At 69.6% G+C, this 18,321-nt stretch carries 19 protein-coding genes; 5 read left to right on the top strand and 14 right to left on the bottom strand.

Annotated features, from left to right (window positions below):
• The first annotated feature begins 89 nt into the window (after positions 1 to 89).
• Positions 90 to 971 (top strand): glutathione-dependent disulfide-bond oxidoreductase, encoded by an 882-nt coding sequence (yghU, locus tag AC1D29_RS05400; RefSeq protein ID WP_477894928.1) that lies wholly within the window; start codon positions 90 to 92, stop codon positions 969 to 971.
• Entirely contained in the window at positions 968 to 1,597 is a 630-nt protein-coding gene (locus AC1D29_RS05405; RefSeq protein WP_477894930.1) for a glutathione S-transferase family protein, read from the top strand. Before yghU ends, AC1D29_RS05405 begins: the two co-directional genes overlap by 4 nt.
• A 9-nt stretch (positions 1,598 to 1,606) precedes the next feature.
• Here the strand turns inward: AC1D29_RS05405 and AC1D29_RS05410 are convergent, their stop codons facing one another.
• Genes AC1D29_RS05410 through AC1D29_RS05445 form a run of 8 tightly spaced genes read right to left on the bottom strand, consistent with a single transcriptional unit; the run spans position 1,607 to position 9,004 of the window.
• A complete protein-coding gene (locus tag AC1D29_RS05410) occupies positions 1,607 to 2,023 on the bottom strand; it encodes a ribosomal maturation YjgA family protein (RefSeq protein WP_477894932.1) in 417 nt (138 codons plus the stop codon).
• On the bottom strand, positions 2,020 to 3,000 hold the full coding sequence (locus AC1D29_RS05415; RefSeq protein ID WP_477894935.1) for a succinylglutamate desuccinylase/aspartoacylase family protein: 981 nt from the start codon (positions 2,998 to 3,000) through the stop codon (positions 2,020 to 2,022). The genes AC1D29_RS05410 and AC1D29_RS05415 overlap by 4 nt, the downstream gene beginning before the upstream one ends.
• A complete protein-coding gene (locus tag AC1D29_RS05420) occupies positions 2,997 to 3,848 on the bottom strand; it encodes a PIG-L deacetylase family protein (RefSeq protein ID WP_477894937.1) in 852 nt (283 codons plus the stop codon). The genes AC1D29_RS05415 and AC1D29_RS05420 overlap by 4 nt, the downstream gene beginning before the upstream one ends.
• Positions 3,849 to 3,857: 9 nt before the next feature.
• Positions 3,858 to 4,745 (bottom strand): DMT family transporter, encoded by an 888-nt coding sequence (locus AC1D29_RS05425; RefSeq protein WP_477894939.1) that lies wholly within the window; start codon positions 4,743 to 4,745, stop codon positions 3,858 to 3,860.
• Positions 4,746 to 4,753: 8 nt separating this feature from the next.
• On the bottom strand, positions 4,754 to 5,902 hold the full coding sequence (locus tag AC1D29_RS05430; protein ID WP_477894941.1) for an esterase-like activity of phytase family protein: 1,149 nt from the start codon (positions 5,900 to 5,902) through the stop codon (positions 4,754 to 4,756).
• Positions 5,903 to 5,959: 57 nt separating this feature from the next.
• A complete protein-coding gene (gene aptA / locus AC1D29_RS05435) occupies positions 5,960 to 7,276 on the bottom strand; it encodes an omega-aminotransferase AptA (protein WP_477894943.1) in 1,317 nt (438 codons plus the stop codon).
• 31 nt (positions 7,277 to 7,307) lie between these two features.
• Positions 7,308 to 8,225 carry a DMT family transporter gene (locus AC1D29_RS05440; protein WP_477894945.1) on the bottom strand — a complete coding sequence of 306 codons (918 nt, stop codon included), beginning with the start codon at positions 8,223 to 8,225 and terminating at the stop codon, positions 7,308 to 7,310.
• Positions 8,222 to 9,004, bottom strand: coding sequence for a ferritin-like domain-containing protein (locus AC1D29_RS05445; protein ID WP_477894947.1), 783 nt, complete (start codon positions 9,002 to 9,004; stop codon positions 8,222 to 8,224). The genes AC1D29_RS05440 and AC1D29_RS05445 overlap by 4 nt, the downstream gene beginning before the upstream one ends.
• A gap of 41 nt (positions 9,005 to 9,045) precedes the next feature.
• Between AC1D29_RS05445 and AC1D29_RS05450 the strand changes: the two genes are divergently transcribed.
• The 3 genes from AC1D29_RS05450 to AC1D29_RS05460 all read left to right on the top strand — a co-directional run bounded on the left by AC1D29_RS05450 (position 9,046) and on the right by AC1D29_RS05460 (position 14,220).
• Positions 9,046 to 9,570, top strand: coding sequence for a gamma carbonic anhydrase family protein (locus AC1D29_RS05450; RefSeq protein WP_477894949.1), 525 nt, complete (start codon positions 9,046 to 9,048; stop codon positions 9,568 to 9,570).
• The gene (gene hslO, locus AC1D29_RS05455) at positions 9,567 to 10,526 is read left to right on the top strand and encodes an Hsp33 family molecular chaperone HslO (protein ID WP_477894951.1); all 960 of its coding nucleotides are present in this window, start codon (positions 9,567 to 9,569) and stop codon (positions 10,524 to 10,526) included. The genes AC1D29_RS05450 and hslO overlap by 4 nt, the downstream gene beginning before the upstream one ends.
• Positions 10,527 to 10,644: 118 nt before the next feature.
• The gene (locus AC1D29_RS05460) at positions 10,645 to 14,220 is read left to right on the top strand and encodes a hypothetical protein (protein WP_477894953.1); all 3,576 of its coding nucleotides are present in this window, start codon (positions 10,645 to 10,647) and stop codon (positions 14,218 to 14,220) included.
• Here the strand turns inward: AC1D29_RS05460 and AC1D29_RS05465 are convergent.
• The 6 genes from AC1D29_RS05465 to kdsA form a co-directional block, all read right to left on the bottom strand.
• Positions 14,217 to 14,735, bottom strand: coding sequence for an AAA family ATPase (locus AC1D29_RS05465; protein ID WP_477894955.1), 519 nt, complete (start codon positions 14,733 to 14,735; stop codon positions 14,217 to 14,219). The two genes, AC1D29_RS05460 and AC1D29_RS05465, sit on opposite strands and share 4 nt — an antisense overlap.
• Positions 14,732 to 15,343, bottom strand: coding sequence for a nicotinamide riboside transporter PnuC (gene pnuC, locus AC1D29_RS05470; RefSeq protein WP_477894957.1), 612 nt, complete (start codon positions 15,341 to 15,343; stop codon positions 14,732 to 14,734). Before pnuC ends, AC1D29_RS05465 begins: the two co-directional genes overlap by 4 nt.
• Positions 15,343 to 15,621 (bottom strand): septum formation initiator family protein, encoded by a 279-nt coding sequence (locus AC1D29_RS05475; RefSeq protein WP_477894959.1) that lies wholly within the window; start codon positions 15,619 to 15,621, stop codon positions 15,343 to 15,345. Before AC1D29_RS05475 ends, pnuC begins: the two co-directional genes overlap by 1 nt.
• Positions 15,622 to 15,799: 178 nt before the next feature.
• On the bottom strand, positions 15,800 to 17,086 hold the full coding sequence (eno, locus tag AC1D29_RS05480) for a phosphopyruvate hydratase (protein ID WP_477894961.1): 1,287 nt from the start codon (positions 17,084 to 17,086) through the stop codon (positions 15,800 to 15,802).
• 82 nt (positions 17,087 to 17,168) lie between these two features.
• Positions 17,169 to 17,456, bottom strand: coding sequence for a DUF1330 domain-containing protein (locus tag AC1D29_RS05485; RefSeq protein ID WP_477894963.1), 288 nt, complete (start codon positions 17,454 to 17,456; stop codon positions 17,169 to 17,171).
• A 7-nt stretch (positions 17,457 to 17,463) separates the two neighbouring features.
• Positions 17,464 to 18,321 (bottom strand): 3-deoxy-8-phosphooctulonate synthase, encoded by an 858-nt coding sequence (gene kdsA, locus AC1D29_RS05490; protein ID WP_477894965.1) that lies wholly within the window; start codon positions 18,319 to 18,321, stop codon positions 17,464 to 17,466.

Here is an 18,321-nt window from a genome sequence, read left to right on the forward strand (position 1 = left end):
CTGGCACATCGCGCCAAGGCCGTACGGCGGCGAGGTGCATGCCGGCGTGGTTACCGTGGCGGCTTCGCCACCCGCCGGAGCCCCCGCGCATGACCGAGCCGACCGACTACATCCCGCCCAAGGTCTGGGCCTGGAACAAGGCCAATGGCGGGCAGTTCGCCAGCATCAACCGGCCCATGGCCGGCGCCACGCACGACAAGGCGCTGCCGGTGGGGCGGCAGCCATTGCAGCTGTACTCGCTGGGCACGCCCAACGGCGTCAAGGTCACCGTCATGCTGGAGGAACTGCTGGCGCTGGGCCATGCGGGCGCGGAGTACGACGCCTGGCTGATCCGCATCAACGAGGGCGAGCAGTTCGGCAGCGGCTTCGTCGCGGCCAACCCCAACTCCAAGATCCCGGCGCTGGTGGACCACAGCGGGCCCGAGCCCGTGCGCGTGTTCGAGTCGGGCGCCATCCTCATCTACCTGGCCGAGAAGTTCGGTGGCGCCTTCCTGCCGGCCGGCGGCACCGAGCGCGCCGAAGCCCTGAGCTGGCTGTTCTGGCAGATGGGCAGCACGCCCTTCCTGGGTGGTGGCTTCGGTCATTTCTACGCCTACGCGCCGACCAAGCAGGAGTACCCCATCGACCGCTACGCGATGGAGGTCAAGCGCCAGCTGGACGTGCTGGACCGGCTGCTGGCCGAACGGCCCTACCTGGCCGGCGAGCAGTACACGATTGCCGACATGGCCACCTGGCCCTGGTATGGCGCGCTGGCCAAGGCGCAGCTCTATGGCACGGCTGGCGAGTTCCTGGCCGTTCACGAGTACCGCCATGTGATCCGCTGGGCCGACCAGATCGCCCAGCGCCCGGCCGTGCAGCGCGGCCGCAAGGTCAACCGCACCTGGGGCGAGCCGAGCAGCCAGCTGCATGAGCGCCACGAGGCCAGCGACTTCGACACGAAGACGCAGGACAAGCTGGCCCCCGCGCCATGATCACGCTCTACGACTGCGCCACCGCCCCCAGCCCGCGCCGTGCGCGCATCTTGCTCGCCGAGAAGGGCGTGCCCTACGAAGCGGTGCAGATCGACCTGCGTGCCGGCGAGCAGATGGGCGAGGCCTATCGCCTGATCAACCCGCAATGCACGGTGCCGGCGCTGCGAACCGAGGAGGGCCCGGTGCTGACGGACAACGCGGCCATCGCGGCCTACCTGGAAGCGCGCTTTCCGGAGCCGCCGCTGCTGGGGCGCACACCGATCGAAAAAGCCGAGGTGGCCGGCTGGCAGTGGCGCATCGAGTTCGAGGGGCTGCTGGCGATTGCCGAGGCCTTTCGCAACAGCAGCCCGGCGATGGCCAACCGCGCGCTGACCGGGCCGGTGGACCACGCGCAGATCCCCGAGCTGGCGAAGCGCGGCCTGGTGCGGGTGCGGGGCTTCTTCGCCGCGTTGAACGCCCACCTGGCCGACCGCGACTTCATCGCCGCCGGGCAGTTCAGCATCGCCGACATCACGGCCGTCGTGGCGGTGGACTTCGCGCGCGTCGTGAAGGTCAAGCCCGGCGACGAGCACCCCCATCTGTGCCGCTGGCGCGAGGCGATGCAGGCGCGTGGAACGATGGGTTGACGGACGACCCTAGGTGGTCGGTGGGCAGCGACGCAGCATCAGCAGTTCGGCGGCCGCTCCCACGGCCACGCCCACCGCGTAGGCCAGCAGATCCAGCGCATGAAAGTACGAGCCCAGCAAAAGGTGCCCGAGCGCGGTGTGGCGTACCGCGTTGATCCAGTCTGCCTGGTAGAGCTGGCTGCACTCGACAGCGAAGGAGGTCACCAGCGCGGCCAGCGCCGTGCGTGCGACGGGCCAGCCTGGCCGCGCCATGCCGTAAAGCAGCATCACCATGAGCGCCCAGAGCGCGTCCCCGGGGTATTTGCCGAGTTGCGTGGGCAGCAGGCCGGGATGGCGGCGCGACGCCAGGCCGGTGGCGATCACCGCCAGCACCAGCGCGGCGTACAGCAGACGGTTTCGGTGGCGAGGCTCGTCCAGCAGGCTCAACCGAGCTTCCGATCGCTCGGCCGCGCCAGATAGAACCACTCCGTCCCCGGCAGCGACTTGACATTCGGGAACACGATGCGCCCCTCGCTGGGCGCCAGCACGGCCTCGCCGCTGGCGCGGGTGCCGATGCGCTGGCCGTTCTCGATGGCGTCGAAGCTGGCCCATTCGCGCTCGAACGAATCGCCCATGTCTTCCCGGTCGATGACGTCGTAGAGCTGCAGCAGCTCGGGCGGCTGCGCGGGCTGGTGCGCCGGGACGGCGCTGTCGTCCAGCATGCCCAGGAACACCAGCGCGCGCAGGATGGCCAGGCGTGCGACCTCGGGGCCGTTCGGGTCCAGGTGCTGGCCGCATTCCAGCGTGATGGCCCAGCCGCCGGTGGAGCGCATGTACTCGGTCGTGCCGACGCCGTAGTGCGGGTCGGAGATCAGCGACGCGCGGCGCGAACCGTCGTGCTCGCGCTGCTGGCGGCGCTGCAGCCCCAGCGCGTAGGTGGACAGCCAGCCCTCGACGATGCGGCCCAAGCCCAGGCGGGCGGCGAGCGCCGATTCGGTGGCCTCCTGCGAGAACGGCTCCAGCTCATCGCTGTTGTTGCGCGGCCCGATCATCGCGAAGGCCGGGCCGTTGCCCTGGAAGCTGTGCAGATCGAGGATGCCGTCGTGCTGCGCAATCAGTGCGCACAGCTGGCGCGCGACGCGGTCCTCGAAGTCGTGGGCGATGACGGGCGGGCGCAGGTTGCGGTTCAGGTTGCGGTCGCCCTCGCGGCGGTTCAGCTGGTGCGCCAGCGGGTTGACGATGGGCACGAAGGTCAGCGTGCCGCGCTTGAGCGTCAGCTCGCCGGCGTCCAGCTGGCGAATGATCTCGGCCATGGCCTTGGTGCCGTGGACTTCGTTGCCATGCACCGCACCCGTGACGAGAAAACGCGGGCCGGGCTGCAGGCCGGCGAACTGGTGGACGCGGATGTGGGTCGGTTGATTCATGGCTTGAGCAGGGCAGAGGACAGGGCCTGGTCGGCAGGGAAGACGCGGCGCGGCAGCTCCGCTACGGGCTGACCGGCGCGGTAGGCGACCAAGCGGTACAGCGTGGCGAAGGCGAAGTCGGGCGGCTCCTCGCCGGCGCCCAGCACCAGCTCGCCGCCGCGGCGCACGGCGTCGGCCAGGAAGGCCGGCAGGCGCAGGTGATATGGGTTGCGCTCGATCTCGCCGGTATGGCGCTCCAGCGCGGCGATGAGGCGGGCCGTGTCGGCGATGCTTGTCTGCACGAGGGCATTCGGGGTCGCCTGCGTGGACCAGAACTCCGTGTGCGCCAGCGCCGTGTCCAGCCGCGCCTCGGCCAGGGCCTCGGTGACGAGGCGGTAGACGCCGCGGTGGCTGGGGTTGTCGTCCAGCGCATGTGGCGCCAGCACGAGCGTGGGGCGGTGCTTGGCCAGCAGCGCGGCCATGGCGGCCACATGGGCCTGCCACACGCGCGGCTGGCGCTCGGCCGTGTCGGCGCGCACGTCGGACAGGCCTTCGGCGCCGACGCGTATGCAGTCGAAGCCCAGCACGCCGCAGGCGTCCTGCAGTTCGGCCCAGCGTGATTCGCGGCGTTCGGGATTGCTGCCCAGCGTCACGGCGATGTTGCTGACGCGCCAGCCGGCCTCCTGCTGCAGCCGCAGCGGCAGCGCGCCGACGATGCATTCATCGTCGGGGTGGGGCGCGAAGATCAGGCAATGGCCGGGGCTGGCCTCGCGGCCGGGCGCGGCCTGGCGGTCTGCCGGGTTGCCCAGCAGGGCGGCGAAGCGGGAGAGGTGCTCGCGCCAGCGCGCGAGATCGGCATCCAGGGACATCCCGCCATCCTAGCTAGAGCTTGCCTGGGTTGGCCATGTCGCCAGCAGCACACCCAATAAGGCCAGGCCATAGGCCAGCGCCTGCACGGCGGACAGCTGCTCGCCGAGCAGCAGGCCGATCAGCGCGGTGCTGATGGGCAGGAAGACCATGAAGACCCCCGCCTTGGCGGCCGGCAGCCGCTCCAGCCCGGCCATCCACAGCCAGACCGTGACGATGCTGGCCACGGCCGAGTAGTAGCCCAGCAACGCCCAGTCCAGCACGCGCGGTGCGCCGAAGTCGAAGCTCATCGCCTGCCAGATCGCCAGCGGCGACACCAGCACCAGGCCCCACAGGTTGATCAGCGCGCTGATGCGCTTGGGGCCGAGGTCAGCCGTCAGCCGCTTGCCGATGACGACGTAGCAGCCCTCGCAGAACACGGCCGCGATCAGCAGCAGCGCACCGGCCAGCGTCGTCTCGGCGCCGCCCTGCTTGCCGCTGGCCACCAGCGCGATGCCGCCCACCGCGCAGGCGATGCCGGCCAGCACGCGGCGGCTCAGGCGCTCCTTCAGGAAGACCCGGCTGAGCAGCGCCACCGCGGCCGGGATGCCAGCCAGGATGACGCCGGCGACGACCGCCGAGCTCTGCTTGAGCCCGAACAGCATGCAGATCGAGAACAGGAAGTTGCCGAGGAAGGACTCAAGGAACAGCAAGCCCTTTGAACGCGCGTCCAGTGGCCCCTCGTGCGCGGGCTTCCTGAGCCAGCCCAGCATCAGCACGGCCGCGAAACCGAAGCGCAGACCGGCCAGCAGGACGATGGGAAAGGCCGCGACCAACAGCTTGGATAGGCCGACGTAGCTGCCGACCAGGCTGGTGCTGGCGGCCAGCAAGGCGTACGCACGCCAGGGGACGGGATGCATGAGGGCGTTCAGTCGAGCGTGAACGCGATGAACTGCGTGAACTGGGCGGGGTTGAAGTTGTTGTCGGACACCAGGATCAGCGTGCGCTTGCCGTCCAGCGTCGGGCCGAAGCTGATGCCCTCGATGTTGTCCAGCGCCAGCACGCTGCCGTCGTCGTTCTTCAGCGAGGACAGGTCCAGCAGCATCGTGCGCTTGACGGGCACCACCTCGCGGCCCTTGATGCTGGGCCAGCCGGACACATCCGTCGCGCCGCGGGTGTCGATGCGGTAGAGCTTGATGGTGTTGCTGGTGGGCTGCTTGGTGTGCGCGGCCACGCCGGGCGTCGCGGCGCCGACGGCGAAGGCGCGCTCGATGACGATGAACTCGGTGGCCGACAAGGCCAGCATGTCGGGCACGCCATTGGTGGCGAAGTCGCCCTGGCGTGCCGGCGCGAATGGCACGGGGCCGACGTCGTAGACGTATTCGGCGCCGGCCTTGCCGCTGTCGAGGTCGAACGACAGCATGCGCGCGCGGCTGCCACGGCCAACCGCCGTGGGCAGACTGTCCTGGGCCAGGCCGTTCTCGGACATGGTCCACAGCGTCTTGCCGTCGGGCGTGATGGCCACGCTCTCGAAGGCCAGGTTGTTGTAGACTCCCATGTCGCCCGCCGCCAGGCCGCCGGCGCTGCCGCTGGGGTTGTAGTAGCTGGGCACGGCGAACTCGCCGGCGGGCTTGCCGTCGGGCTGCATGCGGCGCATCGTCGGGTTCTGCGTCGAGCTGGAAACGCGCTGGCCCTCGTTGCTCCAGTAGATGAGGTTGCGCTTGGCATCCAGGCGCAGGCTCTCAGGGTCGACCTGGTTGCGCCCGAAGGGCTGGCCGTCCGTGTCCAGGATGGTGGTCATGTTGACCCAGCCGACGCCGGTGTCGCCCGGGTCGGCATTGCGGCGGAACTTGCTCAGGTCCAGCGTCAGCTCGTAGAAGCGCGCGGGCCCGCGGTCGCTGCGGTCATCGCAGATCGCGAGGTAGCGGCCGGTCGCGGGCACGTAGTCGATGCTCGACAGCCCTCCCAACGGCAGACCGCGAAAGCTCGCGCCGCTGGGCACGATCTGCTGGCCTACGTAGTTGAGCGTTTGCGCGTGGGCGGACCCTGCCAGCAGCAGGGCGAGTAGCCATTTCATGTTCGGGGAACTCCAGGGCGGGGCCGCGGCGCCGGTACTGCCGCCACGGGGCGCGGATTATGCGGCGCGGCGCAGGGCGGCCCTGAGCGTGTCGATGATGCGTTCGATGTGGCTGCTCTCGATGATCAGCGGCGGCGACAGCGCGACGGTGTCGCCGGTCGTGCGGATCAGCAGGCCCTTGTCCCAGCAGTCCAGGAAGACGTTGAAGGCACGCTTGGCCGGCTCGCCGGGCAGCGGCTTCAACTCGATGCCGCCGACCAGGCCGATGTTGCGCACGTCGATGACGTTGGGCTCGCCCTGCAGCGAGTGCAGCGCGGTGGCGAACTCGTCCTGCATGCGCGCCGCGCGCGTCAGCAGGTCGCCGTCGGCGTAGGTGTCCAGCGTGGCCAGGCCCGCCGCGCAGGCCAGCGGGTGGGCCGAGTAGGTGTAGCCGTGGAAGAACTCGATCAGGTGCTCGGGCCCGGTCATGAAGGCGTCGTGGATCTTCTGCTGCGCGAACACCGCACCCATGGGCACGCAGCCGTTGGTGATGCCCTTGGCCACCGTCATCAGGTCCGGCGTGACGCCGAAGGTCTGCGCGCCGAACGGGTTGCCGGTGCGGCCGAAGCCGGTGATGACCTCGTCGAAGATCAGCAGGATGCCGTGCTTGTCGCAGATGTCGCGCAGGCGCTGCAGGTAGTCCCGCGGCGGGATCAGCACGCCCGTCGATCCAGCGACGGGCTCGACGATGACGGCGGCGATGGTGGACGCGTCGTGCAGCGCGACCAGGCGCTCCAGGTCGTCGGCGAAGTCGGCGCCGTGCTCAGGGATGCCCACCGAGAAGGCGTTGCGCGCCGGGTCGTGCGTGTGGCGAATGTGGTCCACGCCGGCCAGCAGGCTGCCGAACATCTTGCGGTTGGCCACCATGCCGCCCACCGAGATGCCGCCGAAGTTGACGCCGTGGTAGCCGCGCTCGCGGCCGATGAGCCGGGTGCGCGCGCCTTCGCCGCGCACGCGGTGGTAGGCGATGGCCATCTTCAGCGCCGTGTCCACCGACTCGGAGCCCGAATTGGTGAAGAACACGCGGTTCATGCCCGCGGGCGCGATCCTGGCGAGGCGGTCGGCCAGCTCGAAGGCCTTGGGATGGGCCATCTGGAAGGGCGGCGCGAAATCCAGCTCCGCGGCCTGCTCCTGGATGGCCTTGACGATCTTGGGCCGGTTGTGGCCGGCGTTGACGCACCACAGGCCGGCGATGCCGTCCAGCACCTCGCGGCCCTTGTCGTCGCGGAAGAACATGCCGTCCGCCTGGGTCAGCAGACGCGGCGCCTGCTTGAACTGCCGGTTGGCCGTGAACGGCATCCAGTAGGCGTCGAGAGGGGAAACGTCTGCGCTCATGCGGGGCTCCTCGGAGGTCGGCAGAGTCTAGCTAATTTGACGGGTTGGTCAGAATCTGGCGGCGCCGCAAGCTGCCGAACAGCGGCATCAGCTGCACGAGCAGGATGCAGGCGAGCATCAGGCCGCAGCCGATCAGCCCGGCGGTGTTCAGGCGCTCGCCGAGCAGCGCGTAGCCGAAGGCCGCGGCGAACAGCGTCTCGGACGACAGGATGATGGCCGCGTCCGCCGCATGTGCGTAGCGCTGCGCGACGACCTGGGCCGTGAAGGCGACGCCCACCGACAGCACGCCCGTGTAGACGATGGGCCAGGCGGCGGCTGCTATGCCGGCCCAGCGCACCGGCTCCATGACGAAGGCCGCGATGAGCGACAGCACGCCGCAGACGGCGAACTGGCCGCTGGCGACGAGAAAGGGCGCGCCCATGCGGTCGGCCCAGCGGCCCACCATCAGCACGTGCACGGCCCAGGGGATGGCCGAGCCGGCCACCCACAGGTCGCCGACGCCGATGTTCAGCTCGTGCGCGCCCGACAGCAAAAAGGCGCCGACCAGGCAGCCGGCCGCGGCCGGCCAGACCGACCAGTGCGCCACCTGGCGCAGCAGCAGCCAGGCCAGCACGGGCACCAGCGGCACGTAGACGGCGGTCAGGAAGCCGGCGTTGGTCACGCTGGTGAACTGGATGCCGACCTGCTGCATGACGGCGCCCAGTGTCATCAGCAGGCCCAGGCCGGCGATGTGGCCGCCATCCAGGCGCGTCAGCGGCCGGCCGGCGCGGCCCAGGCGCCGCCACTCCAGCACGGCCAGCGGCAGCACGACCAGCGAGCCGATCAGGAAGCGCACGCCGGTGAACAGCAGCGGGCCGACGTCGGCCATGCCGCGGTTCTGCGCGACAAAGGCGGAGCCCCAGATCAGCGCGACGACGGTGAGGAGGAGATTGGCCTGCAGGCGGGTCATGGATGGGTCAGTGCGGCCAGTTCCGCCTCGTCGAAGCCGGCCGCGCGGCGGGCTTCCAGGTTGAAGGGCGCGCGCAGCTTGGGCGCCTGGTGGCGCTGGGCCAACTCGGCGTAGGTTGCGATCGGGTCCAGGCCGCGCTGCTCGCACAGGAAGCGGTACCAGCGGTTGCCGGCCAGCACATGGCCGATCTCGTCGTGCAGGATGATGTCCAGGATCTCGCCGGCCTTCCTGTCGCCGGCGCCGACCAGCTTGGCGCGCACGGCCGGCGACGCGTCCAGCCCGCGCGCCTCCAGTGTGCGCGGCACGAGCGCAATGCGGGCGAGCAGATCGTGTTTCGTCCGCTCGGCCATGTCCCACAGCGCGTTGTGCGCGTCGAAGTCGCCGTAGTCGAAGCCCAGCGTCAGCAGGTGCTCGCGCAGCAGCGTGAAGTGCTTGGCCTCCTCCTGCGCGATGCGGACCCAGTCGCGGTAGAAGCCCTCGGGCATGCCGGGGAAGCGCCAGCAGATGTCCAGCGCCAGGTCGATGGCGTTCAGCTCGATGTGGGCGATGGCGTGCACCAGCGCGGCGATGCCGGCGGGCGTGCGCATCGACGGCGGCTTGAGCTTGATGTGCTCGACGAGGCGCGGGCGCGCCGGGCGTCCTGGGATGCCCTGGGGCTCGGCGATGACGGCGTGGGTGTCGACGGCCAGGCCCGCGTCGAGGGTGAGCGTGGCGGCGGCCTTGACGGGCGCATCGGCGATCAGGAGGGGGGCTAGCGTCGCCAGGCGGAGGTCGGACATTGCACGGGATTTTAGAATCCCGTCCTTTTGCGGAGACCGCGATGGCCGTCTATCAGCTCGACGAGCACATCCCCGACGTGGCGGACTCGGCTTTTGTGGCCGACAGCGCCGAGGTCATCGGCCGCGTGACGCTGCGCGAGGGCGTCAGCATCTGGTTCAACGCCGTGCTGCGCGGCGACAGCGACACGCTGACGATAGGCGCTGGCAGCAACATCCAGGACGGCTCGGTGCTGCACGCCGACCACGGTTTCCCGCTGGTCCTCGGCCAGAACGTGACGGTGGGCCACCAGGTCATGCTGCACGGCTGCACGGTCGGTGACGAAAGCCTCATCGGCATTGGGGCCGTGGTCTTGAATGGTGCCCGCATCGGCCGCAATTGCATCGTCGGCGCCGGCGCGCTGGTGACCGAGGGCAAGGAATTTCCGGACGGCAGCCTGATCGTCGGCGCGCCGGCCAAGGTCGTGCGCCAGCTCAGTGAGGCGCAGATCGCCGGCCTGAAGGCCAGCGCGGCCCATTACGTCAACAACGGCCGCCGGTATGCGGCCGGCCTGAAAAGAATCCGATGAGTGAATTGCACAAGTTCCTGTTCGATGGCCTGCCGGTGCGCGGCATGCTGGTGCGGCTGACCGACGCCTGGCGCGAGGTGCTGAGCCGCCGCGAGCCCGGGCAGGAATACCCGCCCGAGCTGCGCGACCTGCTCGGCGAGATGAGCGCCGCGGCCGTGCTGATGCAGGCCAACATCAAGTTCAATGGCGCACTGGTGCTGCAGGTCTTTGGCGACGGGCCCGTCAAGCTGGCCGTGGCCGAGGCGCAGCCGGACCTGAGCTTTCGTGCCACGGCGAAGTGCGTGGGCGAGGTGCCGGCCGGCGCGCGGCTGGAGGCCATGCTCAACGTGCACGGCCAGGGCCGCTGCGCGATCACGCTGGACCCCAAGGACAAACTGCCCGGCCAACAGCCCTACCAGGGCGTGGTGCCGCTGTACGGCGACCACCGCGAGCCGCTGCAGAAGATGAGCGAGGTGCTGGAGCACTACATGCTGCAGTCCGAGCAGTTGGACACCAAGCTCGTGCTGGCCGCCAACGGCGACATGGCCGCCGGACTGTTGATCCAGCGCCTGCCCGTCGAGGGCGAGGGCAACCTGGCGGGCCGCCGGAATGAAGACGACATCGGCCTGTCCGATGCCTTCAACCGCATCAGCATCCTGGCCGCCACGCTGACGTCCGAAGAGCTGCTGACGCTGGATGCCGACACCATCCTGCGCCGACTGTTCTGGGAGGAGACGGTGACGCGCTTCGAGCCGCAGGCGCCGCGTTTCGCCTGCACCTGCTCGCGCGAACGGGTCATGCAGATGCTGCGCGGCCTGGGCCGCGAGGAGGTCGACAGCGTGCTGGCCGAGCGCGGCGACGTCGAGATCGGCTGCGACTTCTGCGGCCAACACTACCGCTTCGATGCCGTGGATGTCGGCGCGCTGTTCACGCCGGCCGCCAGCCAGCCCGAGGGCGCGGGCGGCACGCTTCAGTAGCCATCGCGCAACGGCTCTCATGCCTTCTGAGGATGAGCCAGTCATTAGTGATTGACGCCATCCCGCCAAGCTGAGACTTTCGCGCCTGGCCCGGCTATTGCTGGGCCGGGAGTGGGCGATGGCGGACGCCAAGGGCGGTTTCGGCAGTTTCCCGTGGGCAAGCGCCGCGGTGCTGGTGGCTTTCGTGGCCAGCACGCAGCTGGTGCCGCATGCCTTCGAGCCGCTGCGGCCCGCTGAGAAGGCGCGCGCGCAGGCGCCGCTGGACCCGGAGCTGGAGGTCAACGCCAGGCTCTGGGAAGACCCATTCTCCGCGCTGCGTCGTTATGAGACCGAGCGCGCGGAGCGCTGCGAGCGCTTCCGCAAGCAGGCATCCAAGGAGATGGACGTGGACTGCCGCGATGGCGTGGCAGCCGTGCGGGACCCGCGCAACATGCTGGCCAAGCTGGACCGCGACCACGACCAGCGCCTGGACGACACGCTGGTCGTGCTGGGCCTGCTGCCCGGCGCGGATTTCGTCGGCGCCGAGGAGGCGCGCCGGCGAGTGCGCTACGCCGCGCTGGCCGGCCTGCTGGCGATGGACTACGTGCCCGACAACGCCGAACGGCTGAGCCTGCTGGAGTTCAATCTGCAAGAGCCGCCGGCGCTGGCCGCGAGCGCTGTCAACGTGGCTGCTGTGCCTGCCAGCGCGGCAAAGGCTGCCGCGGCACCGGCCAGCGCGGCCAGCCAGCCCAAGGCCAAGGCGCCCTTCGTCGTGCCCTACGAGCTGCTGTCGCTGCGCACCGGTCACCGCGACAAGCCCGGCCGCTCCGGCGGCGGTGCGCGTTATGCACAGGTGGCCGTGCTGTGGGTGGACGAGAACTCGCTGCCCAACCGCAAGCTCGACGCGCTGGCCAGGCTGACGCAGCAAGTCGTCGGCGGTGACGCCAGCTTCAATGTCGGCGGCAAGGACGACGACGACCGGCCCAGGCTCGCCGTCATCGGCCCGTCGTCCACCGACGCGCTGCGCATGGCGCTGGCCGACCTGCGCTGCGCGGCCGACCGCAGCAACGCGGCACTCGGCGGCGCCAGCAGCGCCGCCAGCGCGGCGGCCGTGCGTTGCGCCAGCCCGGGCGGCGCCATCGACCGCGGCCTGGACGCCGATGTGCTGGAAGGCTACCGGCTGCTGTCCAAGGCCGAGTTCTACAACTCGGCGTCCACCGCGCCCAACCGCATGCTGGCGGAGCTGAACCGCCAGGACCTGGACGCCTTCGTCACCGACCAGTTCAACCGCATCACCGGCGATAGCCGGCAGGTGACCCTGCAACGCACGGTGGGCAACGATGGCGACCTGATCCGCAAGCTGGATTCGGAGATCCGCCTGCGCCTGCCCCGGGACGCCACACGCCGCGTCGTGGTCGTCGCGGAGCGAGACTCGCTGTACGCCCAGTCGCTGGTGGCCGAACTCAAGCACCGGCTGGGGCAGGGCGAGGGCAACCATCTGAGCCTGGAGGTGGTGTATTTCTTTCGCGGCATCGACGGCGTGACCGCACGCGAGAGCGCCACCGCACCGCCGCCCAACAAGGCCGCGGCGACGCTGGAGTGGCCCGAGAGCCGCGACCAGCTCGACTACCTGCGCCGCCTGGGCGCCGACCTCAAGCGCAGCGAGACGCACCGCGACCTGCCGCCCATCGGCGCCATCGGCATCTTCGCCAACGACGTGCACGACAAACTGCTCGTGCTGCAGGCGCTGCACGAAGACTTCTCCGACAAGATGTTCTTCACGACGGACATGGACGCGCGCTACCTGCACCCGCGCACCCAGGCCTTCACGCGCAACCTGGTCGTCGCCAGCAGCCTGCCGCTGGCCTTCTATCCGCCGCCACCGTCGCCGGACAAGGGCGACGGCGCCGTCAACCTGCAGGCCGGCACGCCGCCGCTGCGCGACATCTATCAGACCAGCACCTATGCCGCCGCGCGCCGCGCAGGCTGCCGCGACGAAGGTTGCAAACAGCGCGAGCGCAGTGCGCTGGACCAGGCGCTGCAGAACACCTCGCTGTACGAGGTCGGGCGCAGCAACAGCGTGCCGCTGGCCGGCTACGCGTTGGACGCACGGCCGGCCACCAGCGGGGCGGGGCGCGTCTTCGTGGCCGTGCTGATGGTGGTGGCCATGGGCACGGCGCTGCTGGTCTGGCCTTCGACGCCGGCCGTGCGGCAGGCCCGGCGCGTGTTCCTGCGCGAGCCGACGATGAACAACCAGCCGCAGATGGACATGACGGCCATCGTGTTGGTGGCCTTGCATGCCGGCCTCTTCTCGTACGTGCTGGCCAGTCTCATCGAGTTCGTGCTGCCCAGCCGGCTGGACTTCATCCATGCGCTGCTGCTGGCCAGCCTGGCCGCGTTCGGCGCGCTGCTGGCCGTGCTGCCGGCGCTGCTGGCGGCCCGGCGCGAGCAGCCGTCGCCACCGGACCAGACGGCCGGCGTGGACCGCCTGCATCTGGTCGTGCTGCTGATGGTGGCCGGCGTGTGGCTGTGGCTGGCCTGGCCGGCCAGCGGCTGGCGCGGCACGGGGGCCTGCAGCACCTGCGAGCCCGTGGCCTGGCTGGAAGGCGTCAGTGCTTGGCCGTCGCACCTCATCCACCTGCTGGCGCTGTTCGCCATCCTGTGGACGCTGGACTGGGCCTGGGCCTGCACGCTGCAGCTGCTGCGCGAAGACTCCGACTGGCTGAGGCTGCCGCGGCCGGCGGCCTTGCCGGTCGTGCGCAGCAACCTGCGTGAGATGGTGCGCGCCTGGTTCGAGCAGGTCAGCGTGCTGTTCTGGCAGCCCGGCGTGGGCTACAGCTGCGACTTCGCCCAGCTCTGGCAGGAGTACGGCCAGCGCGGCGAGGCGCGGCCGCGCGCGGCGCGCACGCTGGTGTGGTTCGTGCTCACCATCGGCTTGGTGGGGCTGATGTTCCTGGGCTTGTCCGAGGGCCAGATTCCCGAGGTGCCGGTGCGCGGCGACGAGCACCGCCAGATCGTCAAGGCCACGCTCTACGTGATCCTGCTGCTGCTGCCGCTGCTGATCGTGGCCGTGGCCGATGCCACGGTGCTGCTGGTGCGCTTCGTGCGCCACCTGAACGCCGGCCGCTGCTTCTACCCGGACGCGACCATCGAGATGTTCGCCAAGGGCCTGGGCGAGGAGCAGCAGGCGCTGTGGGCGCAGCGCTTCAATGCCAAGCCTGAGGAACGCAGCAAGGACGGCGGCGGCTTCGCGATGCACACGCTGCTGGACGACTGGATCGACGTGCAGGTGGTGGCGCGGCGCAGTGCGCCGGTGGCGCGGCTGGTCATCGGCCCCTTCGTCGTGCTGGCGCTGCTGGTTGTCGCGCGCAGCCGGCTGTTCGACAACTGGGCACTGACGCCGGCCATCGCCGTGGGCGTGAGTTTCTACGTGGTGGCGCTGATCGGGCTGACCGTGCTGCTCAAGCAGTCCGCCGAGCACACGCGCCGGCGCGCGCTGGAGTCCATGCAGGCCGACCTGCGCTGGCTGGCCGGCAGCGGCAAGCCGCTGTCCGATCTGGTCGAGCCCTTCAAGCGGCTGATCGTGCAGGTCGAGAGCAACCAGCGCGGCGCGTTCGCGCCTTTCTTCGACCAGCCGCTGCTCAAGGCCATGCTGGTGCCGCTGGGCGGCGCCGGCGGCACGCAGCTGTTCGACTATCTGCTGTTGGGCCGCTAGCGGCGCAGCGGCTGCAGGGCCTGGAGCGCCTGCGCCAGCCGTGGTGCCGCGTCACCCTGGATGTCGACCCAGCGCAGGCCGGTGCTGGCCAGCGCGTCGCGCAGCCGGGTGTCGAAGCGCGCCCGCACCTCGGGGCCGTCGCGCTGGATGCCGTCCGGCTGCCAGGGCAGGTCCGGCGCGCACAGCAGCGTCAGGTCGCAGCGGCGCTGGAAGGCGAGGCCTGAAGCCAGCAGCGAGTCGTCGTTGAAGTAATGCTGGCTGCACAGCGCGGTGATCAGCGGCGTCGTGTCGCATATGACCAGCGCATGCTGCTGCGCGGCGGCCTCGATGCGCGCGGCCTGCTGGGCGGCGATGTGGGCCTGCTCATGTTGTTGCGGCGTGCGACCGTGGGTGTCGCACCATTCGCGCAGGTATTCGGTGACGAGGCCGGCGTTGAAATGCGCCGCCAGCGCCTCGGCCAGCGTGGACTTGCCGGTGCATTCGGCACCCAGCAGCGCAACGAGGCGGCCGCTCAAACCCGTCTCCAGGCGCGCCAGCCGATCACGCTCATCGGGATGAAGCCGGCATACAGGATGACCGTCAGCCAATAGCCCTTGAGGCCGAACAACACGACGCTGACGACGTTGACGACGATCCAGGTGGGCCAGTTCTCCTCATACTTGCGCGCCAGCAGCCACTGGCCCAGCAGGCTGGCCACCGTCGGGAAGGCGTCCCAGTAGGGCAGAGGGCTGTCGGTCTGCCTGGCCAGGAACAGGCCCAGCAGCGGCCACGCTGCCAGCGTCAGCAGCACCGGCCTGGCCAGGCCTTGCAGGCCCAGGCGACGCACTTTCAGCACGTCGCCCTCGCGCGTGCGACCGAAGCGCCATTGCCACCAGCCCCACAGCGCCAGCGCCGCGAACACCAGCTGCAGCCCGGCCTCGCCATACAGCTTGCCGTCCAGGAAGAGGGCGAAATACATCAGCGAGCTGATGAAGGCCAGCGGCCAGGCCAGCAGGTTCACCCGCATGTTGCAGATGACCATCCACACGGCCAGCGCGAAGGCGACCAGCTCCAGCCAGGAGATGGGGCTGCCGAAAGCAGAGAAGGCGGGCGCCAGCAGCGCCGCCCAGGCAGCGGCCAGCATCAGCGCCGGACGGCGGAAGCCGCGGCAGGCGCCAAGGGCACGAAGACCTCGTCGGACTTGATCATGCCCAGCTCGACGCGGGCCTTCTCCTCGACCATCTCCAGGCCTTCGCGCAGGTCGCGCAGCTCGGCCTGCAGCTGCGCATTGCGGGCGCGGGCCTGGTCGTTGTCGGCCTCGGCCTGGGCCAGTTCCTCCCGGAGCTGGGCCACGTGCGGAATGCTGCCCCGGCCCACCCAGAGCTGGGCTTGGATGGCCACCAGGAAGATGGCCAGGACCAAGGCGAGCGCCTTCAAAGCGCCCCTCGCCCATCCTCGCCCCGCTGGACGCGGGCGAGTTTGGCCGGCCCCCCGAGGGGACGGCGATGCTTGCGGCATTGAGCCGCCAGCACATCGCCAGCGCGGGCCGGCTTGGGAGCGGCCCGGCGCTCGGCCCGCAGTTGGTGAACTGCCGGCGTCGTCACTTCAGGTTGTAGAAGGCAGCACGGCCGGGGTAGACCGCCACGTCGCCCAGGTCTTCTTCGATGCGCAGCAGCTGGTTGTACTTGGCCATGCGGTCGGAGCGCGACAGCGAGCCGGTCTTGATCTGGCCGGCATTCAGGCCCACGGCGATGTCGGAGATGGTGCTGTCCTCGGTCTCGCCCGAGCGGTGCGAGATGACGGCCGTGTAGCCGGCGCGCTTGGCCATCTCGATGGCGGCGAAGGTCTCGGTCAGCGTGCCGATCTGGTTGATCTTGATCAGGATGGAGTTGGCGATGCCCTTCTCGATGCCTTCCTGCAGGATCTTGGTGTTGGTGACGAACAGGTCGTCGCCGACGATCTGCACATTCTTGCCCAGGCGGTCGGTCAGGATCTTCCAGCCGTCCCAGTCGCCTTCGGCCATGCCGTCTTCGATGCTGATGATGGGGTACTTGTCGACCCAGGTGGCCAGCATGTCGGTCCATTCCTGCGACGTCAGCTGGATGCCGCCTTCGCCTTCGAGCACGTACTTGCCGTCCTTGTAGAACTCGCTGGCGGCGCAGTCCAGGCCCAGCGCGATCTGCTCGCCGGCCGTGTAGCCGGCCTTGTCGATGGCGTCCAGGATCAGCTGGATGGCGGCCTCATGGTTCTCGACGCTTGGAGCGAAGCCACCTTCGTCGCCGACGGCGGTGGAGATGTGCTTGTCGTGCAGGATCTTCTTCAGCGCGTGGAAGACCTCGGCACCCCAGCGCAGCGCTTCGCGGAAGCTCGGCGCGCCCACGGGGATGATCATCAGCTCCTGCAGGTCCAGCGAGTTGTTCGCGTGTGCGCCGCCGTTGATGACGTTCATCATCGGCACGGGCAGCTGGTTGCCGTTCATGCCGCCGAAGTAGCGGTACAGCGGCAGGCCGGACTCTTCAGCCGCGGCGCGGGCCACGGCCATGGACACGGCCAGCATCGCGTTGGCGCCCAGGCGGCTCTTGTTGTCGGTGCCGTCCAGGTCGATCAGCGTCTTGTCCAGGAAGGCCTGCTCCGAGGCGTCCAGGCCCAGCACAGCCTCGGAGATCTCGGTGTTGATGTGCTCGACGGCCTTCAGCACGCCCTTGCCCAGGTAGCGGCTCTTGTCGCCGTCGCGCAGCTCGATGGCTTCGCGCGACCCGGTGGACGCGCCCGACGGCACGGCCGCACGGCCCATGACGCCGGACTCCAGCAGCACGTCGCATTCGACGGTGGGGTTGCCGCGGCTGTCGAGGATCTCTCGGCCGACGATGTCAACAATGGCGCTCATTCGTGTGTCTCCAGGAAGTGAAAAATTCGGGCGGGCGCAAGTGTGCCAAGCGGGCGTTACCGCGTCACAACATCTGCGGGCGTCAGACGCCTTCGATCAAAACCATGCGCATGACGGCGATGCCTTCGCGGGCCTGCCGTGCGGCGCCGTATTCGGGCGAGTCGTAGAAGGCCTGCGCGGCCTGCGGCGACGGGAACTTCAACAGCACGACGCGCTCGGGCGTCCAGTCGCCTTCCAGCACCGTCGTCTTGCCGCCGCGCACCAACACCTCGGCGCCATGCTCCTTCATCGCTAGCGTCGACAGGCGGCGGTAGTCCTCGTATTGCTCGGGGTTGGTGACCTTGACGTTGGCGAGGATGTAGGCGGCCATGGGCTTCTCAGCAGGAGAAATCATTCTCAAGCAGAGGCTGCTGCTTGACGACGCGATCCAGCGCCACCAACTGCGCCAGCAGCGTCTTCATGTGCTTGAGCGGCACGGCATTGGGGCCGTCGCTGAAGGCCTCGGCCGGGTTCGGGTGCGTCTCCATGAAGAGGCCTGCCACACCCACGCCCACGCCGGCCCGCGCCAGCACGGGCACCATCTCGCGCGCACCGCCGCTCGAGCCACCCAGGCCGCCGGGCTTCTGCACCGAGTGGGTGACGTCGAACACCACCGGCGCGCCGGTGTTGCGCATCTCGGCCAGGCTGGTCATGTCGGCGACCAGGTTGTTGTAGCCGAAGCTGACGCCGCGCTCGCAGGCGAGGAACAGGTCTTCGGACAGGCCCACTTCGCGCGCGGCGGCGCGGGCCTTGTCGATGACGTTCTTCATGTCCCAGGGCGCGAGGAACTGGCCCTTCTTGATGTTGACGGGCTTGCCGCTTTGCGCGACCGCACGGATGAAGTCCGTCTGGCGGCACAGGAAGGCCGGGGTCTGCAGCACGTCCACGACGCTGGCGACCTCGGCCACCTGGGTGGCATCGTGCACGTCGGTCAGCACCGGCAGGCCGGTCTGGCGGCGCACTTCGTCAAGGATCTTCAGGCCGGCTTCCATGCCGACACCGCGCTTGGTGGTGCCGGACGAGCGGTTGGCCTTGTCGAACGAACCCTTGTAGATCAGCGGAATGCCCAGCGTCGTGCAGGCTTCCTTCAACAGGCCGGCCACGTCGAGCGACATCTGCAGCCCCTCGATGGAGCAGGTCCCGGCGATCAGGAAGAAGGGCTTGTCGATGCCGACGTCGAATCCGCAGAGCTTCAT

Source organism: Roseateles sp. P1_C6, assembly GCF_056406315.1.